This window comes from Kitasatospora sp. NPDC001159, assembly GCF_053598235.1.
In genome coordinates, this window is the sequence record NZ_JBSFJV010000041.1 from 19,744 (window position 1) to 42,785 (window position 23,042).

At 73.1% G+C, this 23,042-nt stretch carries 23 protein-coding genes; 15 read left to right on the forward strand and 8 right to left on the reverse strand.

Features of this window, described 5'->3' with window-relative positions:
- The gene (locus ACWC9T_RS21665; RefSeq protein WP_449822669.1) at window positions 1–570 is read right to left on the reverse strand and encodes a sigma-70 family RNA polymerase sigma factor; all 570 of its coding nucleotides are present in this window, start codon (window positions 568–570) and stop codon (window positions 1–3) included.
- A gap of 622 nt (window positions 571–1,192) precedes the next feature.
- On the opposite strand from ACWC9T_RS21665, the gene ACWC9T_RS21670 reads away from it, so the two are divergent.
- Entirely contained in the window at window positions 1,193–1,666 is a 474-nt protein-coding gene (locus ACWC9T_RS21670; RefSeq protein ID WP_449822670.1) for an ATP-binding protein, read from the forward strand.
- Between the two features lie 391 nt (window positions 1,667–2,057).
- Here the strand turns inward: ACWC9T_RS21670 and ACWC9T_RS21675 are convergent, their stop codons facing one another.
- Complete coding sequence (locus tag ACWC9T_RS21675) at window positions 2,058–3,059, reverse strand: GlxA family transcriptional regulator (protein WP_449822671.1); 1,002 nt, start codon at window positions 3,057–3,059, stop codon at window positions 2,058–2,060.
- A 124-nt stretch (window positions 3,060–3,183) separates the two neighbouring features.
- On the opposite strand from ACWC9T_RS21675, the gene ACWC9T_RS21680 reads away from it, so the two are divergent.
- The 4 genes from ACWC9T_RS21680 (at window position 3,184) to ACWC9T_RS21695 (ending at window position 6,683) form a co-directional block, all read left to right on the forward strand.
- Window positions 3,184–4,515, forward strand: coding sequence for an MFS transporter (locus tag ACWC9T_RS21680; RefSeq protein WP_449822672.1), 1,332 nt, complete (start codon window positions 3,184–3,186; stop codon window positions 4,513–4,515).
- 60 nt (window positions 4,516–4,575) lie between these two features.
- Window positions 4,576–5,103, forward strand: a complete 528-nt coding sequence (locus ACWC9T_RS21685) for an N-acetyltransferase family protein (protein WP_449822673.1) — start codon at window positions 4,576–4,578, stop codon at window positions 5,101–5,103.
- Window positions 5,104–5,218: 115 nt separating this feature from the next.
- On the forward strand, window positions 5,219–5,563 hold the full coding sequence (locus tag ACWC9T_RS21690) for a DUF4229 domain-containing protein (RefSeq protein WP_449822674.1): 345 nt from the start codon (window positions 5,219–5,221) through the stop codon (window positions 5,561–5,563).
- Window positions 5,564–5,594: 31 nt separating this feature from the next.
- Window positions 5,595–6,683: a LacI family DNA-binding transcriptional regulator gene (locus ACWC9T_RS21695; RefSeq protein WP_449822675.1), complete on the forward strand. Its 1,089-nt coding sequence runs from the start codon at window positions 5,595–5,597 to the stop codon at window positions 6,681–6,683.
- A gap of 294 nt (window positions 6,684–6,977) precedes the next feature.
- Here ACWC9T_RS21695 and ACWC9T_RS21700 read toward each other — a convergent pair whose 3' ends face one another.
- Complete coding sequence (locus tag ACWC9T_RS21700) at window positions 6,978–8,186, reverse strand: MFS transporter (protein WP_449822676.1); 1,209 nt, start codon at window positions 8,184–8,186, stop codon at window positions 6,978–6,980.
- A gap of 444 nt (window positions 8,187–8,630) precedes the next feature.
- On the opposite strand from ACWC9T_RS21700, the gene ACWC9T_RS21705 reads away from it, so the two are divergent.
- On the forward strand, window positions 8,631–9,971 hold the full coding sequence (locus ACWC9T_RS21705; RefSeq protein ID WP_449822677.1) for a dicarboxylate/amino acid:cation symporter: 1,341 nt from the start codon (window positions 8,631–8,633) through the stop codon (window positions 9,969–9,971).
- Window positions 9,972–10,173: 202 nt separating this feature from the next.
- On the opposite strand, the gene ACWC9T_RS21710 is transcribed toward ACWC9T_RS21705, so the two are convergent.
- On the reverse strand, window positions 10,174–10,377 hold the full coding sequence (locus ACWC9T_RS21710; RefSeq protein WP_355670162.1) for a cold-shock protein: 204 nt from the start codon (window positions 10,375–10,377) through the stop codon (window positions 10,174–10,176).
- 375 nt (window positions 10,378–10,752) lie between these two features.
- Here ACWC9T_RS21710 and ACWC9T_RS21715 point away from each other — a divergent pair, with 375 nt between their 5' ends.
- From ACWC9T_RS21715 to ACWC9T_RS21745, 7 genes are all read left to right on the forward strand, one after another.
- Complete coding sequence (locus ACWC9T_RS21715; RefSeq protein WP_449822678.1) at window positions 10,753–11,655, forward strand: menaquinone biosynthetic enzyme MqnA/MqnD family protein; 903 nt, start codon at window positions 10,753–10,755, stop codon at window positions 11,653–11,655.
- A 153-nt stretch (window positions 11,656–11,808) separates the two neighbouring features.
- Window positions 11,809–13,494, forward strand: a complete 1,686-nt coding sequence (locus ACWC9T_RS21720) for a serine/threonine-protein kinase (RefSeq protein WP_449822679.1) — start codon at window positions 11,809–11,811, stop codon at window positions 13,492–13,494.
- A gap of 73 nt (window positions 13,495–13,567) precedes the next feature.
- Complete coding sequence (mqnC, locus tag ACWC9T_RS21725) at window positions 13,568–14,788, forward strand: cyclic dehypoxanthinyl futalosine synthase (RefSeq protein ID WP_449822680.1); 1,221 nt, start codon at window positions 13,568–13,570, stop codon at window positions 14,786–14,788.
- Between the two features lie 10 nt (window positions 14,789–14,798).
- A complete protein-coding gene (locus ACWC9T_RS21730) occupies window positions 14,799–15,431 on the forward strand; it encodes an amidohydrolase family protein (protein WP_449822681.1) in 633 nt (210 codons plus the stop codon).
- 256 nt (window positions 15,432–15,687) lie between these two features.
- A complete protein-coding gene (locus ACWC9T_RS21735; protein WP_449822682.1) occupies window positions 15,688–16,275 on the forward strand; it encodes a hypothetical protein in 588 nt (195 codons plus the stop codon).
- Window positions 16,276–16,342: 67 nt separating this feature from the next.
- Window positions 16,343–17,038, forward strand: coding sequence for a demethylmenaquinone methyltransferase (locus ACWC9T_RS21740; protein WP_449822683.1), 696 nt, complete (start codon window positions 16,343–16,345; stop codon window positions 17,036–17,038).
- A 124-nt stretch (window positions 17,039–17,162) separates the two neighbouring features.
- Window positions 17,163–18,452: a geranylgeranyl reductase family protein gene (locus ACWC9T_RS21745; protein WP_449822711.1), complete on the forward strand. Its 1,290-nt coding sequence runs from the start codon at window positions 17,163–17,165 to the stop codon at window positions 18,450–18,452.
- A gap of 46 nt (window positions 18,453–18,498) precedes the next feature.
- Here ACWC9T_RS21745 and ACWC9T_RS21750 read toward each other — a convergent pair whose 3' ends face one another.
- The 3 genes from ACWC9T_RS21750 to ACWC9T_RS21760 form a co-directional block, all read right to left on the reverse strand.
- Complete coding sequence (locus ACWC9T_RS21750; RefSeq protein WP_449822684.1) at window positions 18,499–18,903, reverse strand: MazG-like family protein; 405 nt, start codon at window positions 18,901–18,903, stop codon at window positions 18,499–18,501.
- 64 nt (window positions 18,904–18,967) lie between these two features.
- Window positions 18,968–19,678 carry a peptidylprolyl isomerase gene (locus ACWC9T_RS21755; RefSeq protein WP_449822685.1) on the reverse strand — a complete coding sequence of 237 codons (711 nt, stop codon included), beginning with the start codon at window positions 19,676–19,678 and terminating at the stop codon, window positions 18,968–18,970.
- An 84-nt stretch (window positions 19,679–19,762) separates the two neighbouring features.
- Window positions 19,763–20,413: a TetR/AcrR family transcriptional regulator gene (locus tag ACWC9T_RS21760; protein ID WP_449822686.1), complete on the reverse strand. Its 651-nt coding sequence runs from the start codon at window positions 20,411–20,413 to the stop codon at window positions 19,763–19,765.
- Between the two features lie 94 nt (window positions 20,414–20,507).
- Here ACWC9T_RS21760 and ACWC9T_RS21765 point away from each other — a divergent pair, with 94 nt between their 5' ends.
- Both ACWC9T_RS21765 and ACWC9T_RS21770 read left to right on the forward strand, forming a co-directional pair.
- The gene (locus tag ACWC9T_RS21765; RefSeq protein WP_449822687.1) at window positions 20,508–21,173 is read left to right on the forward strand and encodes a CatB-related O-acetyltransferase; all 666 of its coding nucleotides are present in this window, start codon (window positions 20,508–20,510) and stop codon (window positions 21,171–21,173) included.
- Between the two features lie 193 nt (window positions 21,174–21,366).
- Window positions 21,367–22,362 (forward strand): DMT family transporter, encoded by a 996-nt coding sequence (locus ACWC9T_RS21770; protein ID WP_449822688.1) that lies wholly within the window; start codon window positions 21,367–21,369, stop codon window positions 22,360–22,362.
- A 13-nt stretch (window positions 22,363–22,375) separates the two neighbouring features.
- Here ACWC9T_RS21770 and ACWC9T_RS21775 read toward each other — a convergent pair whose 3' ends face one another.
- On the reverse strand, window positions 22,376–22,969 hold the full coding sequence (locus ACWC9T_RS21775; RefSeq protein ID WP_449822689.1) for a hypothetical protein: 594 nt from the start codon (window positions 22,967–22,969) through the stop codon (window positions 22,376–22,378).
- Between the last annotated feature and the right edge of the window lie 73 nt (window positions 22,970–23,042).

Sequence of the window (23,042 nt, forward strand, 5' to 3'; positions counted from 1 at the left end):
TCACCCGTTCTCGTCCTCGTCCTGGCGAGCCCGCTCGTCGGCCAGTTCGGTGGCCAGCAGTTCCAGGCCGAGCCGCATCCGCTGCTTGGCGGCCTGCTCGCTGATGCCGAGCAGCCGGGCCGTCTCCTGGTAGGTGCGGCCGTCGTAGTACGTCACCGCGATGGTCACACGCAGGGGTTGGGGCAGGGAGTCGACCACGTACTGCACGCGTGCGGCGGTGGCCACGGCGCGGATCTCCGCCTCGGCCGGGCCGGCGTCGCCGCCCCTGGTCCACTCGGCGGCGCGCTGCGCCCGCAGCCGCTCGACCGCGCGGCGGTGGGTGAGCGCGCCGAGCCAGGAGCGCAGCGAGCCCTGCGCGGGGTCGAAGTCCTCGGGGTGCTCCCAGAGGTGGGCGAATATCTCCCGGGTGAGCTGGGCGGCGGCGGCCTGGTCGGCGAGTATCCGCCCGGCCAGCCCGTGCACCATCGGCGCGAGCTGGTCGTAGAGTTCGCCGAGCGCGGTCTCCTCGCCGCGGGCGAGGCGCCGTTGCAACTGCTCGTCCCAGCGCGGAGTTCGGTCCGGGGTGGCCATCAACAACCACCCTCCTGCCCGGTTCGCTGACGTTACCCAACGGTATCCCGTGGCCGGACGGCGGCGGGACGGAATCCGGCAAGATCGGCCGCCCACCTGGTTGATCGGCGTCCTCATGGATGCGCGCGGGCGGTCCGGGTGCGTGGGTGGGCCGTCACACGGTGGGCGGTCCGCTCGTGGGGCGGTCCGTCGACGGCGCTGTTCGAGACCTGCTGGACACATGTCGCACGGGTGGTTCGCGAGTGGCGGGCGGGGTGCCGGGGGGTGTCCGGAGGTAGGTTCACGCGCTATGCGGGACCGGCCGGTCGGCCCGGGCCGGACGAGTGCCGGTGCGAGGCTCGCGAGAGTGAACGGGACAGTATGCACTGCCCTGTCGCCCGATCGCCGGAATATGCCCGAAGCGCTTGCTGCGGTTCGCCCGCCCACCCATCCTGAGGCGTATTCGTGTCGCGGCCAGTTGCGCGACCGACGAGTTGGCGCGGACGAGTGGGCGCCGGGCGGACGGGTCGGCGAGCGCCCGCGTGAGCCTCGGGTGGCACCGGGCGATGCGCGAGGGTCCGCCGGCCGGCCGATCCGGCCCGATCGGGACGATGGCCGAACTGCGAGTGCGGGTGGTGGAGCGGTGCAGGTTCTTCAGGTGCAGCTTGCGGTGCAGGCGGACCCCGCCGAGGTCGGCCGGGCCCGTCGGTGGGTGCGCTCGCGGCTGCTGAACCACGGCGTGGACCCGGACGCGCCGATGGCCGAGACGGTGGTGCTGGTGGTCTCGGAACTGGTCACCAACGCCGTGGTGCACACCGGCTGTCCGGCCGTCCTGCGGCTCTGTCTGCCGATGTCCGACGACGCGGCGCAGCCCGGCCCGGCCGGCCCGCTGCGGGTGGAGGTGGCCGACGCGAGCCGGACCGCCCCGGCGCCGCGGCACGCCGGGGCGGACGAGGACGCCACCAACGGACGCGGCCTGGAGCTGGTCGAGTTGCTCTGCGAGCGCTGGGGCTGGTACCCGGACGGCTCGGGCAAGCGGGTCTGGTGCGAGATCGGCGTCGACGCCCGCCCGGCCGATCCGATGGCGGGCGCGGACTGGGCGGCTTTGGCGCAATAGCGGCTTTCGGTACGGTCGCCGGCCGGTGCCGATCACCGGCCGAAAGGTGACGCAACCATTCCGAATTTCGGACTACCCATTGACGTGACGTATCCGACTGATCACGCTTGGGTGCGGCTCTCCGTTGCGAGGGGACGCCGAGGGGATGTCCGTCCGCCGCCACGGTGCTGCTGTCCAGGGGGATCGCGCCAGCAGGGGGGACCGTGGACCGCCGGTCGCGGGCCGTTCCTCGGCGAGTGCGGAGGGCGCGGCGCGGCTTCAGGGCCCGCGCGCCGCGATCGGATGGCGGCCTGCCGCGCTGCGCTCGGGGTGCGCGCGGCCGGCCGCTGTCCGTGGCGCCGCCCGGGAGCGGCGAATTCCGGCCAGCCGCCAGCCTTGTCCCAGCCCTCACTCAGGAAGCCTGTCGCACCCCCGGTACGGCCTCGGCCGGACCGGCCCGGAAGGTGCGCCGGTAGGCGCTCGGGGCCACGTCCAGGCGGCCGCGCAGCTGCAGCCGCAGCGAGGCGGCGGTGCCGAACCCGGACTCCCGGGCGACCTGGTCGATCGTCAGATCGGTGCGCTCCAGCAGTTGGCGGGCCCGCTCGGTGCGCTGGGTGGTGATCCACTGGCCGGGGCTGGCGCCGGTCTCCTCGCGGAAGCGCCGGGTGAAGGTCCGCACGCTCATGCCCGCCCGGTCGGCGAGTTGGCGCAGCGGCAGCGGTTCGTCCAGGTGCTCCAGCGCCCAGGCGCGGACGGCCGTGGTGGTGGAGCCACCGGTCTCCACCGGGCTCGGGGCCTCCACGTACTGCTTCTGGCCGCCGTCGCGCCACGGCGGCACCAGGCAGGCGCGGGCCACCGCGTTGGCCACCGCGCTGCCGTGGTCGCGGCGCACCACGTGCAGGCACAGGTCCACCCCGGCGGCCACCCCGCCGGAGGTGAGGACGTCGCCGTCGTCGGTGTAGAGCACGTCGGAATCGAGCTTCACCTGCGGGTACATCCGGGCGAAGCGGTCGGTGTAGGCCCAGTGGGTGGTGGCCGGGCGGCCGTCCAGCAGGCCGGCGGCGGCCAGCAGGAAGGAGCCGGTGCAGATCGACATCAGCCGGGCGTCGGGCCGGATCCGCCTTAGCGCGGCGGCCAGTTCGGGGGTGAAGGCGGTGTCGACGACGCCCGGGCTGGAGTCCCGGGAGGCCGGGATCACCACCGTGTCGGCCCGCTCCAGCAGTTCGGGCCCGTGGTCGACGGCGATCCGGAAGTCGGTGCTGGTGCCGACCGGCCCGCCGTCCAGGGTGCAGGTGGCCACCCGGTAGAGCGGCTGCCCGTCGTCGCCCCTGGCGCTGCCGAAGATCCGGGCGGGGATGCCGAGTTCGAAGGCGATCACGCCCTCCAGGGCGAGTACCGCGACGAGGTGCGCCATGCCGGTCCTTCCGCAGGTCGGTGGGGGTCCGGGTCAGGGTACGCCAGGCCGTGGCCCGATTCTTGCGAAAGCTGTCATTCAGGCCACTCGTTCCGGCCCCGGGCGTGCCGGGACACTCGTCCGCGTGACCGAAAGAAGCACCCTCGCCCCCACTGCCTCCACTGCTTCCGATCCCGACCGACCCGCCCCCGCCGAGCGTCCCCGGGTGCACTACGCCTGGGTGGTGGCCGCCGTCTCCCTGCTCGTCCTGCTCGGCTCGGCCGGCTTCCGCTCCACGCCCAGCCTGATGATGGACGCCCTGCACAACGAGTTCGGGTGGTCGCTCGGGACGATCTCCAGCGCCACCTCCGTCAACCTCACCCTCTACGGCCTCACCGCCCCCTTCGCCGCCGCCCTGATGGACCGTTTCGGCGTGCGCCTGGTGGTGGTCTGCGCCCTGCTGACCATCTCGGTCGGCGCCGGCCTCACCATGCTGATGCGCCAACCCTGGCAACTGGTGCTCTGCTGGGGCGTGCTGGTCGGCCTCGGGAGCGGCTCGATGGCCGGCGCCTTCGCCACCACCATCACCGGCCGCTGGTTCCAGGCCCGCCAGGGCCTCGTCACCGGGGTGCTCACCGCCGCCGGGGCCGCCGGCAACCTGGTCTTCCTGCCGGTCGGCGCCTGGCTGGTCGAACACCACGGCTGGCGCGCGGCGGTCGTCGTGGTCTCGCTCGCCGCCTGCGCCGTCGCCGTCCCGGTCCTGCTGCTGATGCGCGAGCGGCCCGCCGACCTCGGCCTGATGCCGTACGGCGCGACCGAGGCGCCGCCCGCCCCCGTCAACGACGGCCGCGCCCTGCTCCGTTCGCTGCGGGTGCTGCGCGGCGCCGCCCGCACCCGGCCGTTCTGGCTGCTGGCCGGTTCCTTCGCGATCTGCGGCGCCACCACCGCCGGCCTGGTCGGCACCCATTTCATCCCGGCCGCGCACGACCACGGCATGCCGGTCACCACCGCGGCCGGCCTGCTCGCCCTGATCGGCCTGTTCGACGTGGTCGGCACCGTGTTCAGCGGCTGGCTCACCGACCGGGTCGACTCCCGGCTGCTGCTCACCGTCTACTACGGGCTGCGCGGCCTGTCCCTGTTCCTGCTGCCGCAGCTGCTCGCCGGCTCGCTCCAGCCGCCGATCCTCGCCTTCGTGATCTTCTACGGTCTGGACTGGGTGGCCACCGTGCCGCCGACCGTCGCACTGTGCCGCCGCCACTTCGGCGAGGACGCCCCGATCGTCTTCGGCTGGGTGCTCGCCGCCCACCAGATCGGCGCGGCCGTCGTCGCCGGTCTGGCCGGCGTGGCCCGCGACGCGCTCGGGAACTACGACCTCACCTGGTACGGCGCGGGCGCGCTGTGCGCGATCGCGGTCGGGCTCTGTCTGGCGCTGCGCACCCGGCGGCCGACGGACCGGTCGGTGCCCGCCCTCTCGTAGCGGCCTGACCCCGGAGGCCTCTACTCGGGGGTGTCCGGGTGGAGTTCTAGGCTCTGTGTCATGGCGCTCACCTTCACCCTGGACCCGAAGCTCGATCCCGATCTGCGCATCGCCGTCGTACGGCTGTGGACGGACGTGACCAACGCCGGCGGCGCGGTCGGTTTCGTGGCGCCGGTCACCGAGGACGAGGTGTGGGACACCGCCGACCGCCAGTTCGCCGGGGTCGCCCCGGACGGCCCCGACCGGCTGCTGGTCGCGCACGAGGACGCGACCGGCCGGCTGGTCGGGGTGCTGTTCTTCGAGTCGATGCGCTTCGAGCCGATGGAGCACTGGCGGATGCTCAAGCGGGTCATGGTGCACCCCGACTTCCAGGGCCTCGGCTACGGGACGCAGCTGCTCGCCGAGGCCGAGCGGGTCGCTCGGGAGTGGGGCCTGGATTCGCTGCGGTTGACCGCGCGGGGCGGCCAGGGCCTGGAGCGCTTCTACGCCCGCAGCGGCTACCGCGAGGTCGGCCGGGTGCCGGCCGCGATCCGGGTCGCCCCCGGGGACGACCGCGACGACATCACCATGTGGATCGACCTGAGCTGATCCGGCCCCGGATGGGCGCGACGGCCGGGGACGGGAGACCCCTGCCCCGCGCCGGCCGTCAGGCATGCTTGACTGGAAGACCCGCCCCGGCCCGAAACCAGAAGGACGTGTCCCAGTGAGCAGCAACGGCCCGCAGAAGTCGCACGCCACGCTCCGCTACACCTCCATGCGGGTCAGCATCTTCCTGGGCTGCCTGCTGGTGGCCCTGCTGCTCGGGCACTTCGGGATCATCCCGGTCAGCGGCGAGGCCGGGGTGATCTTCCTGTTCCTGCTGGCCGCGATCGCCTCCGCGCCGCTCAGCTACGTGCTGCTGAGCAGGCAGCGCGACGAGATGTCGACCCAGATCACCACCAAGGTCGCCGGGCTGCGCAGCCGTACCGCCGAGCGGATCGCCGCGCAGAACGCCGAGGAGGACGCGGCGGACGACGCCGCCCGCTCGGCCACCGCCGGTCAGAACTGACCCCGGCCCACCCCTGAGACCGCAGCCCGCCGTGCCCGCCGATCCCCGAGCCTCCGCCGACCGGCCCGCCGACGCCGACCGGCCCGCCGGGAGCGAGGCCGGGACCTGGCCGGCCCCCGTGCGCCGGCCCACCGGGCGGGACGTGGCCCGGCTCGCCGGGGTCTCCCAGGCCACCGTTTCACTGGTCTTCTCCGGTGCCGAGGCCGGCCGCCGGGTCTCCGAGGCCACCCGGGAGCGGGTCCGGGAGGCCGCCCGCAGTCTCGGCTACCGCCCGCAGGCGGCCGGCCGGCAGCTGCGGCTGGGCCGCAGCGGGATGATCATGCTGGCGGTTCCCAACCTGCAGGGCCCGTTCTTCGGCCGGGTGCTGGAGGGCGTTCACCGCGAGGCCGGCCGGCACGGCCTGGCGGTCGTGGTCAGCTCCGGCTGGGGCAGCGCCACCCTCGCCGAGGCCGCCACCGCCGGCCGCTTCGACGGCCTGCTGATCTGCTCCCCGGACGACAGTCAGCTCGGCGAGCTGCCCGCCGACACCCCCGCCGTCTACCTCGACGCCGACCCCGGCACCGACCGGGCGCGCCCGACCGTCGAGCTCGACGTGGCCGGAGGGATGCGCGCGGCCGTCGAGCACCTGGCCGCGCTCGGCCACCGCCGGATCGGGCGCCTGCGCTCCACCCACGCCGCGTACACCTTCCGGGTCCGGCAGGCCGCCTTCGAGCAGGCGGTGCGCGAACTCGGCCTGGACGTCGTGGAGTTGGGTGTCAGCCTGAACGAGGGTCACACCGCCGCGCGGAGCGTGGCGAGTCGGCTGCTGGAGCGGGCGGACCGTCCGCGCGCGGTGATCTGCGACGACGACGTGGTCGCCTCCGGGGTCTACCAGGCCGCCGTCGAGCGGGGGTTGCGGGTGCCGGACGACCTGTCCGTGGTCGGGATGGACAACGTCGCGGTGGCCGGACTGCTCGCCCCGCCGCTGACCACCGTCGACCTGCCCGGAGAGGAGCTGGGCCGGGTGGGTGCGGCCGCGCTGGCCGGACTGCTGCGCGGGGAGCGGGCGGAGCCGGTCGCCCCGCTGGCCACCTCACTGGTGCTGCGCTCCTCGACCGCCCCGGCGCCCGCCGTCTCCTGACACGGCGTCGAGTGCCCCCTTCGCGTTGTTCCGATCGGGTGAATGTGGGCCATTCCCTCTCGTGCCGTGGGCAGGGTCAGATCACCGGACGGTGAGCTTCCGCCATGCGGACGTCCCGCCCGCGACCCCCACGCCTGCCCCGGAGCGGCCCGACCGGCCGCGGCCTTCGGCCTGTGCTGTTCGCCGTGATCGCCCGGGGCCGTCGGGGCCGCCACAGCCGATCGCAGTAGGTGGGTGAAAAGACCGCGCCCACCGGTCAGACCCCCGGCGGGCGCAGTCGTCCGTGGGGGTGGGTCAGCCCACCGGGACGGGCTGGGCGGGCGCCGCGACCGGCGCGGTGCGGAACCAGCCCCGGGCGCCGAACAGCAGCAGGCCGCCGAGGGCGATGCCGCCGGCCGCGCAGAGGGCCACCGAGCGGAGGGAGCCCTCGGCGAGGTGGCCGGAGACGGCGTAGCCGAGCGAGTTGCCGGTGGCGAACAGGGTCACCAGCCAGGCGAAGGCCTCGGTGACCGTGCCGGTCGGCGCGAGTTCGGCGATCAGGACGAAGGCGGCCGCCAGCAGCGGGGCGAGCACGATCCCGGACAGGAAGGCGAGCGCGGCCATCGGGTACGGGCCGGGCAGCGTCACCAGCGGCAGGTAGGAGGCGGCCATCGCGAGGGCCATCACCCAGGTGCGGGTCGCGGTGGTCTGCCGCCAGTTGACCATGCCGTAGGCCAGCGCGCCGAGCAGGCCGCCGAGGGCGGCCAGTGCCAGCAGGGTGCCGCCGCCGCCCGGCAGTTCGCCGGCGTGCCGTTCGGCATAGGCGATGAACAGTACGTTCTGGGCCCCGACGGCCCAGCCGGCGCCGGCCAGTCCGATCAGCAGCAGCACCAGGCCGGGGGAGCGCAGCGGTCCGAGCAGTCCGGCGGACTGCTCGCGGGCGGGGGCGCGCCAGGCCCGGGCCGGTCCGGCGGTGGCCACGACCAGCGCGCCGGCCAGCCCGAGTCCGGCGGCCACCCAGAGCGCGGCGACCGGGCTGAACAGGCCGGCGATCCCGGCGACGGCCAGCGGTCCGGCGACGTAGAGGATCTGCTGGGAGGCGGAGTCGAAGGCGTACGCGGTGTCGAGGTGCTCCTCCTCGACCACGTCCGGCCAGAGCGAGCGCAGGCAGGGCTCCAGCGGGGGCATGGCGAGACCGGCGATCGCGGCGCCGAGCGGCGCGGCGGCCGGGGAGCCGGGGTCGACGGCGAGCAGCGCGTACCCGCCGCCGGCCACCACGGCGGAGACGAGCAGGACGCGGGGCTGTCCGGTGCGGTCCACGATCCGTCCGAGGACCGGTCCGCCGACGGCGGCGGAGATCGCGTAGGCGGCGGTGGCCAGTCCGATCCGGCTGTACGGGACTCCGGCGTCGCGCAGGGCGAGGGCGATGACCAGGGCGGTCATACCGGCGGGCATGCGGCCGAGCAGGGTGCCGAGCAGGAGTCGGGTGACGTGCGGGGCGCGAAGCAGGGCGAGGTAGCCCATCGGTGTTCTTCTCCGTCCGGGCAGGGGAGGGCGGGGGCGTCGGCAAGGTTATACGTATAACTTCCGGTCGGTCAATCTGATCGGGAGGCAAATCTGATGGGGCATCAGCCTCGTTCGTGTCCGGATCTCACCCTCGTGGCGCGCAGGGGCCTCGCTCGATCTCAAACAACTACTTTGAACATCTCAAATCTTTACTGCTAACGTGTCGGCCGTGACCACCTCAGACGCACTGCGGATGCACGGCCCGGGCCCGCTGCCCGGCGTCGCCCGCCCGTGCGCTCTGACCGGTGCTGTGGACAGCCCGCGCCGTTGTCGCGCCATGAGCTGTATTCCGGCGGCACGCTCCTGACCGGGGTCCGTGACCCCTCCCGCCCGGCCCTGCCGTGCCGCCTCCTCCGCCCCGCACCCCCCGTCAGCAACGCCCTCCCCCGGAGCCGCACCCCCATGTCCACAGCGCCCGAGGCGACCTCGTCGCCGTCCGTGCTCGCCCGCATCCGCAAGACACCGTTCTGGGTGCAGATCGTCGCCGGCCTCGTGCTCGGCGTCGGCCTCGGTTACCTGGCCCGTGCCGCCGACATCTCCTGGCTGGCTACCACCCTGGAGACCATCGGCAAGATCTTCGTCCAGCTGCTGAAGCTGGCCGTCCCGCCGCTGGTGTTCACCGCGATCGTGGTGAGCGTCGCCAACCTGCGAAACGTCACCAACGCGGCCCGGCTGGCCACCCGCACCCTGCTCTGGTTCATGGTCACCTCGCTGATCGCGGTCGCCATCGGCCTGGGCCTGGGCCTGCTGACCAACCCCGGCCAGGGCACCAACCTGAAGACCGAGGGCCTCAAGGCGCTCGACTCCAAGGGCACCTGGATCGACTTCCTGACCGGGATCTTCCCGACCAACATCGTCGACGCCTTCGCCAAGGTGAACGTGCTGCAGATCGTCTTCATGGCGGTCGTGGTCGGCGCCGCGATCATCAAGCTCGGCGCCAAGGCCGAGCCGGTCCTCAAGCTCAGCGAGTCCGTGCTGGAGCTGACCCAGACCGCCCTGTGGTGGGTCATCCGACTGTCCCCGCTCGGTACCCTCGGCCTGATCGGCAAGTCCGTCGCCAAGTACGGCTGGGACCTCCTCAAGCCCTTCGCCACGCTGACCCTGGACATCTACGTCGGCTGCGCGCTGGTCCTGTTCGTCGTCTACTCGCTGCTGCTGCGCTTCGCCGCCGGCCTCAACCCGCTGCACTTCTTCAAGGGAGCCTGGCCCGCGATCCAGCTGGCCTTCGTCTCGCGCTCCTCGGTCGGCACCCTGCCGGTCACCCGCCGCGTCACCGAGCGCCTCGGCGTCCCCAGCGAGTACGCCTCCTTCGCCGTCCCGTTCGGCGCCACCACCAAGATGGACGGCTGCGCCGCGGTCTACCCGGCGGTCGCCGCGATCTTCGTCGCCCAGGTCTACAACATCGACCCCGGCATCAAGGACTACGTCCTGATCGCCTTCGTCTCGGTGGTCGGCTCGGCCGCCACCGCGGGCCTCACCGGCGCGATCGTCATGCTGACGCTGACCCTCTCCACCCTGGGCCTCCCGCTGGAGGGCGTCGGCCTGCTGCTCGCCATCGACCCGATCCTGGACATGATGCGCACGGCGACGAACGTCGCCGGTCAAGTTGTAACGCCGATCATCGTCGCTGCTCGCGAGGGCATCATCGACCGCGAGGCCTACAACCACCCGACGGGTGACCTGCTGGACGAGCCGGTCACCGTCCCGGCGCAGGCCGGTGCGAAGGCGCCGGCCGCGGCCTGATCCGAGCGGTACGAAAGGGGCCGCCCCGCACCACCTGGTGCAGGGCGGCCCCTTCGCCGTGCTCTTCCCGCGGGGGAAAGGCAGGGGGCCCGCCGCGATGGGCAGGCCCCCTTGGGTGCTGCTCTTGTGCTCATGGTGACGGCTGTCGGGAGCCGTCGGCGGACCCGCACGGGTCCCGAGCGATCAGAACATCAGAGGATGGTCAGACAGCGCTGACGTTCTCCGCCTGCGGACCCTTCGGGCCCTGGGTGACGTCGAAGGTGACCGCCTGGTTCTCCTCCAGCGAACGGAAGCCGTTCGCGTTGATGGCGGAGTAGTGGACGAAGACGTCGGGGCCGCCGCCATCCTGGGCGATGAATCCGAAGCCCTTCTCAGCGTTGAACCACTTGACGGTTCCCTGAGCCATGCCGTTCTCCTTGCGATGCGTGTCGGGGGCCACACCGCGTGGCACCCGGTCCGCTGCGCTGATCGCCCTGCCTCCGGACGAGTCCGAAGTTTTTCGATATTGCTGAAAAACTACAAAAAGCCCGCGGTTACATGCTCCGCAGGCTTCAAGTACTGCAAGGGGAATCAAACTGCAACTGAGGGCAACGCTAGCATGCGGTCGCTGTGACGACCAGGGGTCGCTTGAGGTGTGGGCGGCGCGTGTCGTGAGGCCTGGGAGCGGGCGTGCGAAGGCCTGTTGAGGGCGCGCGTGCGCGTGTCGGGTGGCCGGTGCGACCCCTCGTGAACTGCGGGCATACGCTGCGGGGAGGCGCACGAACAGCAAGGGAGCGGCGCAGTGGCAGCGGACGCGCAAACGCGGGAGCCCCAGGAGAACACGCCGGTCAGGCCGCGGGTCGGCCATATTCAGTTCCTGAACTGCGTTCCCCTCTACTGGGGACTCGCCAGGACCGGCAACCTGCTCGATCTCGACCTCACCAAGGACACCCCGGAGAAGCTGAGCGACCAGCTCGTCGGCGGTTCCCTGGACATCGGGCCGATCACCTGCGTGGAGTACCTGCGCAACGCCGACGACCTGCTGGTCCTGCCCGACATCGCGGTCGGCAGCGACGGCCCGGTGATGTCCTGCCTGATCGTGAGCAAGGTGCCGCTCGCCGACCTCGACGGCCGCCGGGTCGCCCTCGGCTCCACCAGCCGCACCTCGGTCCGGCTGGCCCGGCTGCTCCTGGAGGAGCGCGAGGGCGTGCGCCCCGACTACTTCAGCTGCCCGCCGGACCTCAGCGCGATGCTGGCCGAGGCCGACGCCGCCGTCCTGATCGGCGACCCGGCGCTGCGCGCCTACCTCGGGCAGGCCGCCGACCTCGGGCTGACCGTCCACGACCTGGGCGCGATGTGGAAGGAGTGGACCGGTCTGCCTTTCGTCTTCGCGGTCTGGGCCGTGCGCCGGGAGTTCGCCGAGCGCCGCCCCGAGCTGACCGCGGCCGTCCACCGGGCCTTCCTGGAGTCCCGCGACCTGTCGCTGGTGGAGGCCGCCAAGGCCGCGGAGCAGGCCGCCCGCTGGGAGGCCTTCGAGCCGGACGTGCTGGAGCGGTACTTCAGTGAGGCGCTGGACTTCTCGCTCGGCGAGCGGCAGCTGGCCGGGGTCGCCGAGTTCGCCCGGCGGGTCGCGCACGACAGCGGGTTCGCGTCGGACGTGGCGGTGCGGCTGCTGGAGCCGGTGGCGCTGCCCGCCGGTCAGTAGGCCCAGGGCCCCGGGAGTCGGCCCGGCCCGGTACGGTCTGCTCCCGAGGCGCGTCCGGCGGGTGGCCCCGCGGGAGGCGCCCCGGAAGCGGCGTACGCGGCCGGGCACCCGCCCGGGGGCCGCGCGTGCGAGTGCGAGGGGAGCGTGCGGGGCATGCGGGCACTGGGGTCGGACGACCCGCGCCAGGTGGGCGCCTACCGGCTGCTGCGGCGGCTCGGTTCGGGTGGGATGGGCCGGGTCTACCTCGGCCGGACGGCCGGCGGGCGCACCGTCGCCGTCAAGGTGGTGCGCCCGGAGCTGGCGGACGACGCCGAGTTCCGCGCCCGGTTCCGGCAGGAGGTGGCGGCCGCCCGGCGGGTCGGCGGCAGCTGGACGGCGCCCGTGCTGGACGCCGACACCGAGGGCGGGCAGCCCTGGGTCGCCACCGGCTACGTGGCGGGCCCCGCGCTCACCGTCGCCGTCCAGGAGTACGGGCCGCTGCCCGAGACGGCCGTCCGCGCGCTCGGGGTCGGGCTCGCCGAGGCGCTCACCCATGTGCACGGGCTCGGCCTGGTGCACCGCGACGTCAAGCCGTCCAATGTGCTGCTGACCCTGGACGGGCCGCGGCTGATCGACTTCGGGATCGCCCGGGCGCTGGACGCGACCAGCGGTTTCACTCGTTCGGGCTATGTGGTCGGCTCGCCGGGCTTCATGGCGCCCGAACAGGCGAACGGGCAGCCGGTCGGACCGGCCGGGGACGTCTTCTCCCTCGGCGCCGTGCTGGCCTTCGCCGCCACCGGCGTACATCCCTTCGGCGAGGGGGTCAGCGCGGCCGTCCTGCTCTACCGGGTGCTGCACGAGGAGCCGGACGTCTCCGGGCTGGCCGAGCCGCTGCGGGCGATCGTCCTCGACTGCCTGGCCAAGGATCCGGCCGCCCGGCCCACCCCGCAGCAGCTGGCGGCCCGGTTGGACCCGGACGGCCTGGGAACCGCCCGGCTGTGGGGCTTCCTGCCGCCCGCGCTGGCGGCGGGGGTGGGGCGCAGCGCGGTGGAGCTGCTGAACCTGGAGGGGGAGCCGGAGGAACCGGGAGAGCTGGGGGAGGCGGAGGCGGCTGCTGAGACGGAGGGCGAGGACGGGGCCGAGGCGGTGCCGACTCCGACCACGCCCCCGTGCTACCACCCGCCAGGGGGGTTCGGGCAGGCCATGACGCCCGCCAAGCCGTGGTGGCGGCGGCGGGCGGGGCTCGCGGCGGTGGCGGTGCTGACGGCTGCGGTGCTCGGGGGCGTGGGGTACGGGCTGTACGAGCGGCTGCACCGCGACGATCCGGTGGTGCCGGCGGTACGGCCGGCAGCGGTTCCGTCCGTCGACCCGAGTGACGCCATCGCCTCGCCCGGAGCCTTCGTGCCGGGCGGCACGGACACCCCGTCGGCGTCTGCCTCCGCCTCCGCCTCCGCGCCGCCCTCGGCGCCCGCGACGGGCGGGCCGAACGCGGTGCCGGCCGCGTTCCTGGGCACCTGGAGCGGAGACATGGTCACCGACAAGGGCCTGCCCGGCGGCACCACCACGCTCACCGTCCGCCCGGCCGCGATCGGGCAGGAGAGCACCACCAGCCGCAACGGCCTCTCCGGCCTGATCTCGATCAGCTGCGAGGGCGCCTGGACGCTCAAGTCGGTGTCCGACACCAAGCTGGTGTTCCAGTCCCGGCTGGTGCACTCCTCGATCCCCGGCGCCTGTACCGGCGGTGCCTTCGCGGAGACGCTCACCCTGCAGGCCGACGGAACGATCAAGTTCAGCTCCGCCGATCCGGCGGCCGGGAACCCGGTCGGGACGATGCACAAGGTGAACGGGGCGGCGGGCTGAGGGCGCCCGAAAGGCCTGGCGTAGGCTGGTTCGGCCGTACCCGAGTAGCACTTGAGAGAGAGAAGGCCGCCAGGTGACCGAGCTCGCAGCGACCACCCTCGATGCGTCCAGCACCGACCTGCAGGCCGTGCTCGACCGGGCCGCCGCCGGCGGACGGATCACTCCGGACGAGGCGCTGGAGCTCTACCGCTCGGCGCCGCTGCACGCGCTCGGCTCCGCTGCCGACGCCGTGCGCCGCCGTCGCTACGCCGGTACCGAGCACATCGCGACGTACATCATCGAGCGCAACATCAACTACACCAACGTCTGCGTGACGGCGTGCAAGTTCTGCGCCTTCTACGTGCCGCCGAAGAGCGACAAGGGCTGGTCCCGCGAGCTCGACGAGATCCTGCGCCGCTGTGCCGAGACGGTCGAGCTGGGCGGCACCCAGATCATGTTCCAGGGCGGCCACCACCCGGACTACGGCGTGGAGTACTACGAGCGCGCGTTCTCGGCGATCAAGGCCGAGTTCCCGCAGCTGGTGATCCACTCGCTGGGCGCCTCCGAGGTCGAGCACATGTCCCGGATCTCGGGCGTCTCCGTCGAGGAGGCCATCACCCGGATCCACAGGGCCGGCCTGGACTCCTTCGCCGGCGCCGGCGCCGAGCTGCTGCCGGAGCGGCCGCGCAAGGCGATCGCCCCGCTGAAGGAGTCGGGCGAGCGCTGGCTGGAGATCATGGAGATCTCCCACGGCCTCGGCGTGGAGTCCACCTCCACCATGCTGATGGGTACCGGCGAGACCAACGCCGAGCGGATCGAGCACCTGCGGATGATCCGCGACGTGCAGGACCGCACCGGCGGTTTCCGGGCCTTCATCCCGTACACCTACCAGCCGCAGAACAACCACCTGAAGGGCTCGACCCAGGCCACCGTCTTCGAGTACCTGCGGATGATCGCGATCGCCCGCCTGTTCCTCGACAACGTCGCCCACATCCAGGGCTCCTGGCTCACCACCGGCAAGGAGGCGGGCCAGCTGTCACTGCACTACGGTGCGGACGACCTCGGCTCGGTCATGCTGGAGGAGAACGTCGTCTCGGCGGCCGGTGCCAGGCACCGCTCCAACCTCACCGAGCTGATCCACCTGATCCGGGCCGCCGACCGCGTCCCGGCGCAGCGCTCGACCACGTACGAGCACCTGCGGGTGCTGGACGACCCGGCGAACGACCCGGTCGACCCGCGGGTCGCCTCGCACATCGCCTCCACGGCGATCGAGGGCGGCACCGCGCACCCCGAGCTGAAGATCCTGGACAACTGAGTCCGCACCGGTGCTGACCCTGCACCGGGCGGCCCTCGTGCTGCCCGATCCGGCCGATCCCACCGCCCCGTCCTTCGCCGACGGGGCGGTGGTGGTGCGCGGCGAGCGGGTCGAGGCCGTCGGGCCGTACCCGGAACTGGCGGCGGCGCACCCGGCGGCCCGGGTCCGGGACTGGGGCGCGGCCGTGCTCACGCCCGGGCTGCGCAACCCGTACGGGCAACGGGCGTTGGAGCGGGACTACCACCCGGATCCGCGGGAGGGGATCGGCGTCGAGCCGCTCGTGGACGAACTGGTGGGCTGCGCCGACGAGACCCGGTGCGGGGCGAGTGCCCGGCGCGGGCTGCAGCGGATGCTCGGCTTCGGGGTGACGGCGGTGGCCGGGCCCTTCCAGCGGGCCTCGGTGCGGACGGCGGTGGCGCGTTCGGGGCTTGTCGCGCTGCCGGGGCCGGCGGAGCCCGAGGCGGGGCCGCTGGACCCGCGGGCGGTGGTGCCGCTCGCGCGGGCCGCGCACGGGAGGGTGGCGGCCGGGGGGCGGGCGGACTTCGCGGTGTTCGCGGTTGAAACCGAGGGGAACTCCGGGCTGCTGCCGGGCGGATGTCTGGCGACCGTGCTGGGCGGGCGGTTGGTGTACCGGCGGCGCTGACGCCCTCGGCGGATGCGGGCCGGTGTGACGTACTCGTCAGTGGCCGGATTGCCTTGCGGCGCACGGGACTTCCTTCGTATGCACCCGAACTCCCATGCCCACCCCGGGGGGTGATTGCCCCTTCACCGTGACCTGAGGGCCCGCCAGCGGATACGATCCCGGACAGCTCACTCCGTACCCTCACCACACCACCGCCCGTGCCCGCGGGTGGCGGGGCCGTGTCCCAAGGCCCCGGAGGCAAGCCAGGACAGGAACCATGCGAACCGCGACCGTCCCCCCACCGCGCACCCCGCGGTTGGGCCGTGGTTGGTACCTCGCCGCCGTGCTCAGCGCCGTGCTGGCCGTCGGCATGTGCCTGCTCGGTTGGCGCCAGGCCGACCAGGCCGACCGGATCGGGGCCCACCCGGTGAGAGTCGAGGGCGTCGTCACCCAGCTGCCGACCGGCGGCGGCACGTACAGCGCCGTCAGCTACAAGGTGAGCGGCCAGCCGCACACCGCTGCCGCGCTGCCGCTGGCCGACGGCACCAAGCTCGGTGACCCGGTCTGCCTGGAGCACGCGGCCGACGACCCGGGCGCGGTGCGGATCTGTGGCGACACCTACCCCCAGCCGGTCGGCGTGGGGCTGGCCCGGTTCAGCGTGCCGGTGGCCGTGGTGCTCTTCGCGATCTGCGTGCTGCGCATCCGGCGGCACCGGCGGGCCGTCGCGGTCCGCGCAGGGCAGGGAAAGCTCGCCGCCAACCTCGCGCTGGCCACCGAGGCGCTGGCCGAGGGGATGCCCGCGATTACCCACGGCAAGCGCTCCCGGCGCCGGCGGCGCGCGGGCGGGCGGCGCGGGTCACACTGACGCCGCTGGACGGCGCCCGGTGTGCCCCGTTGGTCGGCGGGTCCGTTCCAGGGTGAAGAATGGGCTCGTGACCCGAGCCTCTCTGGACAAGCAGCCGCACGAAGTCGCCGCCATGTTCGACGACGTCGCGGCCAAGTACGACCTCACCAACGACGTGATCTCCCTCGGCCAGGCCCGCGCCTGGCGCCGGGCGGTGGCCGAGGCGGTGGCCGCCGGACCGGGGGACCTCGTGCTCGACCTCGGGGCCGGCACCGGCACCTCCTCGCTGCCCTTCGCCGAGGCCGGGGCCAAGGTCGTCCCGTGCGACTTCTCGGTCGGCATGCTCGCCGAGGGCAAGCGCCGCCACCCCGAGCTGCCGCTCACCGCCGGCGACGCCACCCGGCTGCCGTTCGCGGACGACACCTTCGACTCGGTGACGATCTCCTTCGCGCTGCGCAACGTCCAGGAGACCGTGGCGGCGCTGCGCGAGATGCACCGGGTCACCAAGCCCGGCGGCAAGCTGGTGATCTGCGAGTTCTCCACGCCGACCTGGACGCCGTTCCGTACGGTCTACACCGAGTACCTGATGCGTGCGCTGCCGCCGGTGGCGACCGCCGTCAGCAGCAACCCGGACGCGTACGTCTACCTCGCCGAGTCCATCCGGGGCTGGCCGGACCAGCCCGCACTGGCCGCGAAGCTGCAGGAGAGCGGCTGGTCGAAGGTGGCCTGGCGCAACCTCACCGGCGGGGTCGTGGCGCTGCACCGGGGCTACAAGCTCTCGTAGCGGGTGCGGCAGGGCGCAGGGGTCTCCGGCGGTGTGAGCGGAACTAGACTGCCGGAGACAAAAGCCGCCGTTCCCCCCGCCGCAGCTCCAGGAGTGTGTCCACGTGTCCGAGACCGCAGCCGATCTGACGAAGCCGGACAGCACGGTCGAGAGCACCGCCGACGTCATCGTGGTCGGCGCGGGCCCGGCCGGCTCCACCACCGCGTACTACCTGGCCCAGGCCGGGCTGGACGTGCTGCTGCTGGAGAAGACCGCCTTCCCGCGCGAGAAGGTCTGCGGCGACGGCCTGACCCCGCGCGCCACCAAGCAGCTGGTGGACATGGGCATCGACGTCTCCACCGAGAACGGCTGGCTGCACAACAAGGGCCTGCGCATCATCGGCGGCGGCGTCCGGCTGGAGCTGGACTGGCCCGAGCTGTCCTCGTTCCCGGACTACGGCCTGGTCCGCAAGCGCGCCGACTTCGACGAGCTGCTGGCCCGTCAGGCCGAGAAGGCCGGCGCCCGGCTCTACGAACGCTGCAACGTCAGCGGGCCGGTCCTGGACGACCGCACCGGCCGCATCGTCGGCGTCACCGCCAAGCTCGGCGACGAGAAGCGGCCGGTCACCTTCCGCGCCCCGCTGGTGGTCGCGGCCGACGGCAACTCCACCCGGCTCTCGCTGGCCATGGGCCTGCACCGGCGCGAGGACCGCCCGATGGGCGTCGCCTACCGCACCTACTTCAACTCGCCGCGCCACAACGACGACTACCTGGAGTCCTGGCTGGAGCTGTGGGACACCCGCGGCGGCCAGCGCAAGCTGCTGCCCGGCTACGGCTGGGTCTTCGGCATGGGCGACGGCACATCCAACGTCGGCCTCGGCATCCTCAACTCCTCCTCCGCGTTCGGCGAGCTGGACTGGCGCGAGGTGCTCAAGGCCTGGTGCGCGAGCATGCCGGAGGAGTGGGGCTACACCCCCGAGAACATGACCGACCCGATCCGCGGCGCCGCGCTGCCGATGGCCTTCAACCGGCAGCCGCACTACACCCGTGCCCTGCTGCTGGTCGGTGACGCGGGCGGCATGGTCAACCCGTTCAACGGCGAGGGCATCGCCTACGCGATGGAATCCGGTCAGATCGCCGCAGGGGTCATCACCCAGGCCCTGGCCCGGGTCACCGTCGGCGGCCGGGAGCGGGCCCTGCAGGCCTACCCGCGCATCCTCAAGGACGTGTACGGCGGTTACTACACGCTGGGCCGCGCCTTCGTGAAGCTCATCGGCAACCCCAAGGTGATGCAGCTGGCCGCCCAGCACGGGCTGCCCCGGCCGCTGCTGATGCGCTTCACCCTCAAGCTGCTCGCCAACCTCACCGACCCGCAGGGCGGCGACGCGATGGACCGCGTGATCAACGGCCTGACCCGGGTCGCGCCCAACGCCTGACGCGGGTCCGGTGCCGTTGCCTCTGCAGCTAGCGCGGGTTCGGCGCCTAGCGCGCGTCCTGTGCTTGGCGAGGGTCCGGTGCCGTTGCCTCTGCAACCCCCGCCGCCGCAGCGTCCCCCGCCCCCAGGGTGTCGCGGGAGGCGGCGGAGCGCTGCTCGACGTAGGCGAGGCGCTCGGCGAACACCCGGGCCGCGTCCGGGGTGAGCGTCCGCAGGGCGACCAGGGCGCTGAAGACGACGTCGCAGAGCTCGTGCTGGACGTCCTCCCAGGTGTGGGTGACGCCCTTGCGCGGGTTCTGGCCGGTGGCGCCGATCACCGCCGCGCCGACCTCGCCGACCTCCTCGGAGAGCTTGAGCAGCCGCAGCAGGCGTTCCTCCTGCGGCGACTGCGTGCTGTGCTCGTCCAGCCACGCGACCAGGTGGTCGACGCTCTCCCAGATCCGGCTGTCCATGCGGCGCTGCTCCCCTGCGGTGTGGTCGGTACTGCCACCGTACGGGAGCGGTGCGACGCCGGGCTCAGCGCTTGCTGATCTTCACATGGCGGATGTTCACCGGGACGTTGGGGAAGCCGTCGCCCGGGTTGTTCTGGTCGTCCTCGCCGGCGGCGGCGATCTTCTGCAGGACGTCCAGACCCGAGGTGATCCGGCCGAACGGGGTGTAGGCGGGGGAGAGCTTGGTGTCCTTCCAGACGAAGAAGAACTGGCTGCCGTTGGTGTTCGGGCCGGCGTTGGCCATGGCCACGGTGCCGGCCGGGTAGGTGGCGCCACTGAGGTTCTCGTCCGGGAAGGAGTAGCCGGGGCCGCCGCTGCCGGTGCCGGTCGGGTCGCCGCACTGCAGGACGTAGATCCGCTGGGTGGTGAGGCGGTGGCAGTGGGTGCGGTCGAAGTAGTCGTGCTCGGCGAGGAAGCGGAACGAGAAGGTGGTGCAGGGTGCCTTGTCGGTCAGCGCCTCGAAGGTGATGGGGCCCTGGCTGGTCCGCAGCGTCGCGTGGTAGGGCTGGGACGCCTTCTTGGCGTCGAAGACCGGGATGCCCTTGAAGTTGTCGGCCGGCACGGCGGGTGTGTAGGTGCAGGTCGCGCCCGGGGCGGGGGTGGCGTCCGCGGGAGCGGCGACGGCGGTGCCGGTGCTCGCCGCGAGCGGGAGGACGGTGGCGGCGGCGACCAGCGCCCAGTGCTTGCGCTTCACGTGACGGGCCTTCCGTGGGGTGGTGGACGGCATGCTTGTCATGGAGGCATCATCCACGGCGGGGTGGGTCTCCGGTAGGGGGCGGGACGGGCGGGGCCGGTTCGGACGCGATGTGCCGATTGTGCGTCAGTTGCCTTCCGGGTCGGCCGGGGTGGTGGTGAACAACCCGGCGCGGGCGGCCAGGGCGGCGGCGTCGGCGGCCCGTTCGGCGGTGCGGGCGTCCAGTGGCTCGCCGGTGACGAACAGCCGGTAGTAGAGCGGGGCGGTGGCCGCCCGGACCACCTCGGCACCGTCCGTCCTGGCGGGCAACTCGCCCCGGGCGGCGGCCCGTTCGGCCACCTCGGCGGCCTGGCGGTGGCGGGCCGCGAAGAAGGCGCGCAGGGCGGCGGCGCCGACGTCGGAGCGCTGGGCTGCGGAGATCAACGCGGTGGGAGTGGGGCCGAGTTCGGGGTCGGTGAAGACGTCGAACACCTCCCGGGTGATCCGGCGGAGGTCCTCCCGGAGGTCCCCGGTGTCGGGCAGCGGCCAGGGCTGGTCGGCCGAGGCGGTCAGGGCCTCCGCGACCAGGCCGTCCACCCCGCCCCAGCGGCGGTAGAGGGTCGCCTTGTGGACGCCGGAGCGGGTGGCGACCGCCTCGACGGTCAGCCCGTCGTACCCCTTCTCGGTGACCTCGGCGAGCGTGGCCGCGACCACGTCCGCCCGGACCCGGGCGCTGCGGCCGCCGGGGCGCGGGGTGGGGGTGTGGGGCGGCTGCTCGAGGTGGGCGGCTCCGGTCAAAGTCGACTCCAGTCGCATTAAGGCTTGCTGTGGGGTGGCGGTCGTGCCATGCTCATCGTAATGCGACATGAGTCGCATTACGAGAGGAGCTCGTGTGACCGTCACCGCCATTCCCGACCCCACTGTGCTTCACCCGCTCGCCGGCCACGACCGGGTCGTCCTGCTGCGGCCGCTCGTCACCGACCCGCGGATCGAGGTCGGTGACTACACCTACTTCGACGACCCCGACGGCGCCACCTGCTTCGAGGAGCGCAACGTCCTCTACGCGTACGGCCCCGAGCGGCTGGTGATCGGCAAGTACTGCGCGGTCGCCACCGGGACCCGCTTCCTGATGGCCGGTGCCGCCCACCCGACCATCGGCGTCTCCACCTTCCCCTTCACGATGTTCGGCGGCAGTTGGACCGAGCGGACCCTCGACATCGTCACCGGCCTGCCCAGTCGGGGCGACACCGTGATCGGCAACGACGTCTGGTTCGGCTTCGGGGCCACCGTCCTGCCCGGGGTCCGGATCGGAGACGGCGCGATCGTCGCGGCCGGTGCGATGGTCACCGCCGACGTCGAGCCCTACACGATCGTCGGCGGTAACCCCGCCCGTCCGATCCGGCGGCGCTTCCAGGACGCCGACATCGAGCGACTGCTTCGCGCCGCCTGGTGGGACTGGCCGGTTGAGCTCGTCACCGAGCACGTCCGCGTCATCATGTCCGGAAATCCGGCCGAGATCGAAGCGATCGCCGCGGCGAACGGGCTGCTCGACGGCTGACCGGACCAGCCAAGCCGACCATCCGGTGTCCGGAACGGCATTGATCGCCGACGGTCCGGTGCGCGAGGATGGCGCTCCCCCGCTCCACGCTGTGGCTCGTCCACCTCCGGGCCTTCCGCCCGGCCCCTGGGTCCGTCCGACGCCGTACGGTACTCGCGCCCGCCGGTTCCGCTCGTTCGGAGGGATCTTCGTCATGCCTACCTCCCTGTCCAAGGACTCGCCCTCGCCGGTCCTTCGTGATCTTCCGGTGCTGCTCGTGGCGGTGGTGTGGGGGTCGAGCTTCCTCGCCGTCCAGCGGGTCGCCGAGCCTGGGACGGTCGTGGCGATGCTCGTGCTGCGCTTCGGGTCGGTGCTGCCGCTGCTCGGGGCGGTCGCCTGGCGGGCCCTGCGGAGGCTGAGTCGGGCGGAGTGGCTCGGCGGGGCCGCACTGGGGCTGGTGCTCAGCGGGATCTTCCTGCTGGAGACCTTTGGTGCCGTGCACACCTCCGCGACCAACGCCGGGCTGATCATCAGCCTCGCGATGGTGCTCACCCCGCTCGGTGAGAGCGCCCTCGGCCGGACCGCGCCACCGCGGGCCTTCCTGGCGGCCGCCGCGCTGGCCGTTCTCGGCGTCGCCCTGCTCACCGGCGACGGCGGGCTGCGCGCTCCCTCGGTCGGCGACCTGCTGGTGCTGGGGGCGGCCTTCGTCCGCTCGGCGTACGTCCTCGCGACGGCCCGCACCCGGGCCGTCCGCGACACCGACATGCTCGCCGTGACCTGGGTCCAACTCGCCGTGGCCACCGGAGTGTTCGCTGTCGTCGCGCTGTCCGCGGGGCCGGCGCCGTGGACCGTCGCCCGCTCGTACGGGGCCGGCCAGTGGGCCTGGCTGCTGCATCTGTCCTTGTTCTGCACGCTGTTCGCCTTCTTCGTCCAGATGTGGGCCGTGCGGGCCACCTCGCCCTCCCGGGTGAGCCTGCTGCTCGGTACCGAACCGCTATGGGCCGCCGTGTTCGGCATCACCGTTGCCGGGAACCGGATGGGCCCGCTCGCCCTGCTCGGCGGAGCCCTGGTGCTGGTCGCGACCGAGTGGGGCCGCCGCACCGCCCCCGTGCCGCGCCCGGCCGGGGGCGAGGGCGGGACAGGTGCCGGGGCGGACGCGGGGGCGGATACGGGGGGCGGGGAACAGCGGCGGGAGCCGGCCTCGGCGTGATCCGTCGTTGTGGTCACCGGCGCCGCCACAAGGTCCGGCGGGCGTAGTCGATGGTGACCGCGCCGAGCAGCGGGCCCCAGATGACCAGGGGCAGGTAGGCGAGGGTCATCACCAGGGCCGCGAATCCGCGCGGCGAATCCGGCTCGGCCAGGTTGCGGGCCCAGCCGCCGAACAGGGAGAGCATTCCCATCTTGGTCAGGATGGCCGAGCCGATCAGGGCCGGGATGACAGCGGCCAACGGGCGCACCCTCCGGCCTCCGATCAGTGGGATCCAGCGGGGCGCCACCTGGCCCCAAGGTCGGACCAGGCCGACGGTCAGGAAGGCCAGCGCCTCGGTCAGGGCGCTGAGCACCACGCAGTAGACGGTGCCCCAACCCGGCTGGTGCTCGCCGTACGCCGCGGCCGTCGCGCCGGTGAAGCCGACCGGGACGCCGAAGCCGAAGACGATCCGCCACACCCCCGAGGGAACGGTGCTCAAGGCGGCGGCCTTGGCGGCCAGCTGGGCCCAGCGCGGCGCGGGCGGGACGTCCGGGGCGACCGCGCCGGCCGTCCCGGACGCATGGGGACGGCGGGCGGTGGTGCGGGCGTTGATCACGAGCTTGGACATGGCGGGCTCCCCTCCGGCCCGGCCCCTCGGCCGGTGCGATGACTCAAGACTGGAGGTCCGCCAGGGGGCCGCG

What these genes read in the sequence shown, in the direction of transcription:
- ACWC9T_RS21665 (WP_449822669.1), bottom strand. Translation starts at nt 570, where the DNA reads ATGGCCACCCCGGACCGAACTCCGCGCTGGGACGAGCAGTTGCAACGG.
- ACWC9T_RS21675 (WP_449822671.1), bottom strand. Translation starts at nt 3,059, where the DNA reads ATGGCGCACCTCGTCGCGGTACTCGCCCTGGAGGGCGTGATCGCCTTC.
- ACWC9T_RS21685 (WP_449822673.1), top strand. Translation starts at nt 4,576, where the DNA reads ATGGCGCTCACCTTCACCCTGGACCCGAAGCTCGATCCCGATCTGCGC.
- ACWC9T_RS21700 (WP_449822676.1), bottom strand. Translation starts at nt 8,186, where the DNA reads ATGGGCTACCTCGCCCTGCTTCGCGCCCCGCACGTCACCCGACTCCTG.
- ACWC9T_RS21705 (WP_449822677.1), top strand. Translation starts at nt 8,631, where the DNA reads ATGTCCACAGCGCCCGAGGCGACCTCGTCGCCGTCCGTGCTCGCCCGC.
- ACWC9T_RS21710 (WP_355670162.1), bottom strand. Translation starts at nt 10,377, where the DNA reads ATGGCTCAGGGAACCGTCAAGTGGTTCAACGCTGAGAAGGGCTTCGGA.
- ACWC9T_RS21720 (WP_449822679.1), top strand. Translation starts at nt 11,809, where the DNA reads ATGCGGGCACTGGGGTCGGACGACCCGCGCCAGGTGGGCGCCTACCGG.
- ACWC9T_RS21735 (WP_449822682.1), top strand. Translation starts at nt 15,688, where the DNA reads ATGCGAACCGCGACCGTCCCCCCACCGCGCACCCCGCGGTTGGGCCGT.
- ACWC9T_RS21750 (WP_449822684.1), bottom strand. Translation starts at nt 18,903, where the DNA reads ATGGACAGCCGGATCTGGGAGAGCGTCGACCACCTGGTCGCGTGGCTG.
- ACWC9T_RS21755 (WP_449822685.1), bottom strand. Translation starts at nt 19,678, where the DNA reads ATGACAAGCATGCCGTCCACCACCCCACGGAAGGCCCGTCACGTGAAG.
- ACWC9T_RS21770 (WP_449822688.1), top strand. Translation starts at nt 21,367, where the DNA reads ATGCCTACCTCCCTGTCCAAGGACTCGCCCTCGCCGGTCCTTCGTGAT.
- ACWC9T_RS21775 (WP_449822689.1), bottom strand. Translation starts at nt 22,969, where the DNA reads ATGTCCAAGCTCGTGATCAACGCCCGCACCACCGCCCGCCGTCCCCAT.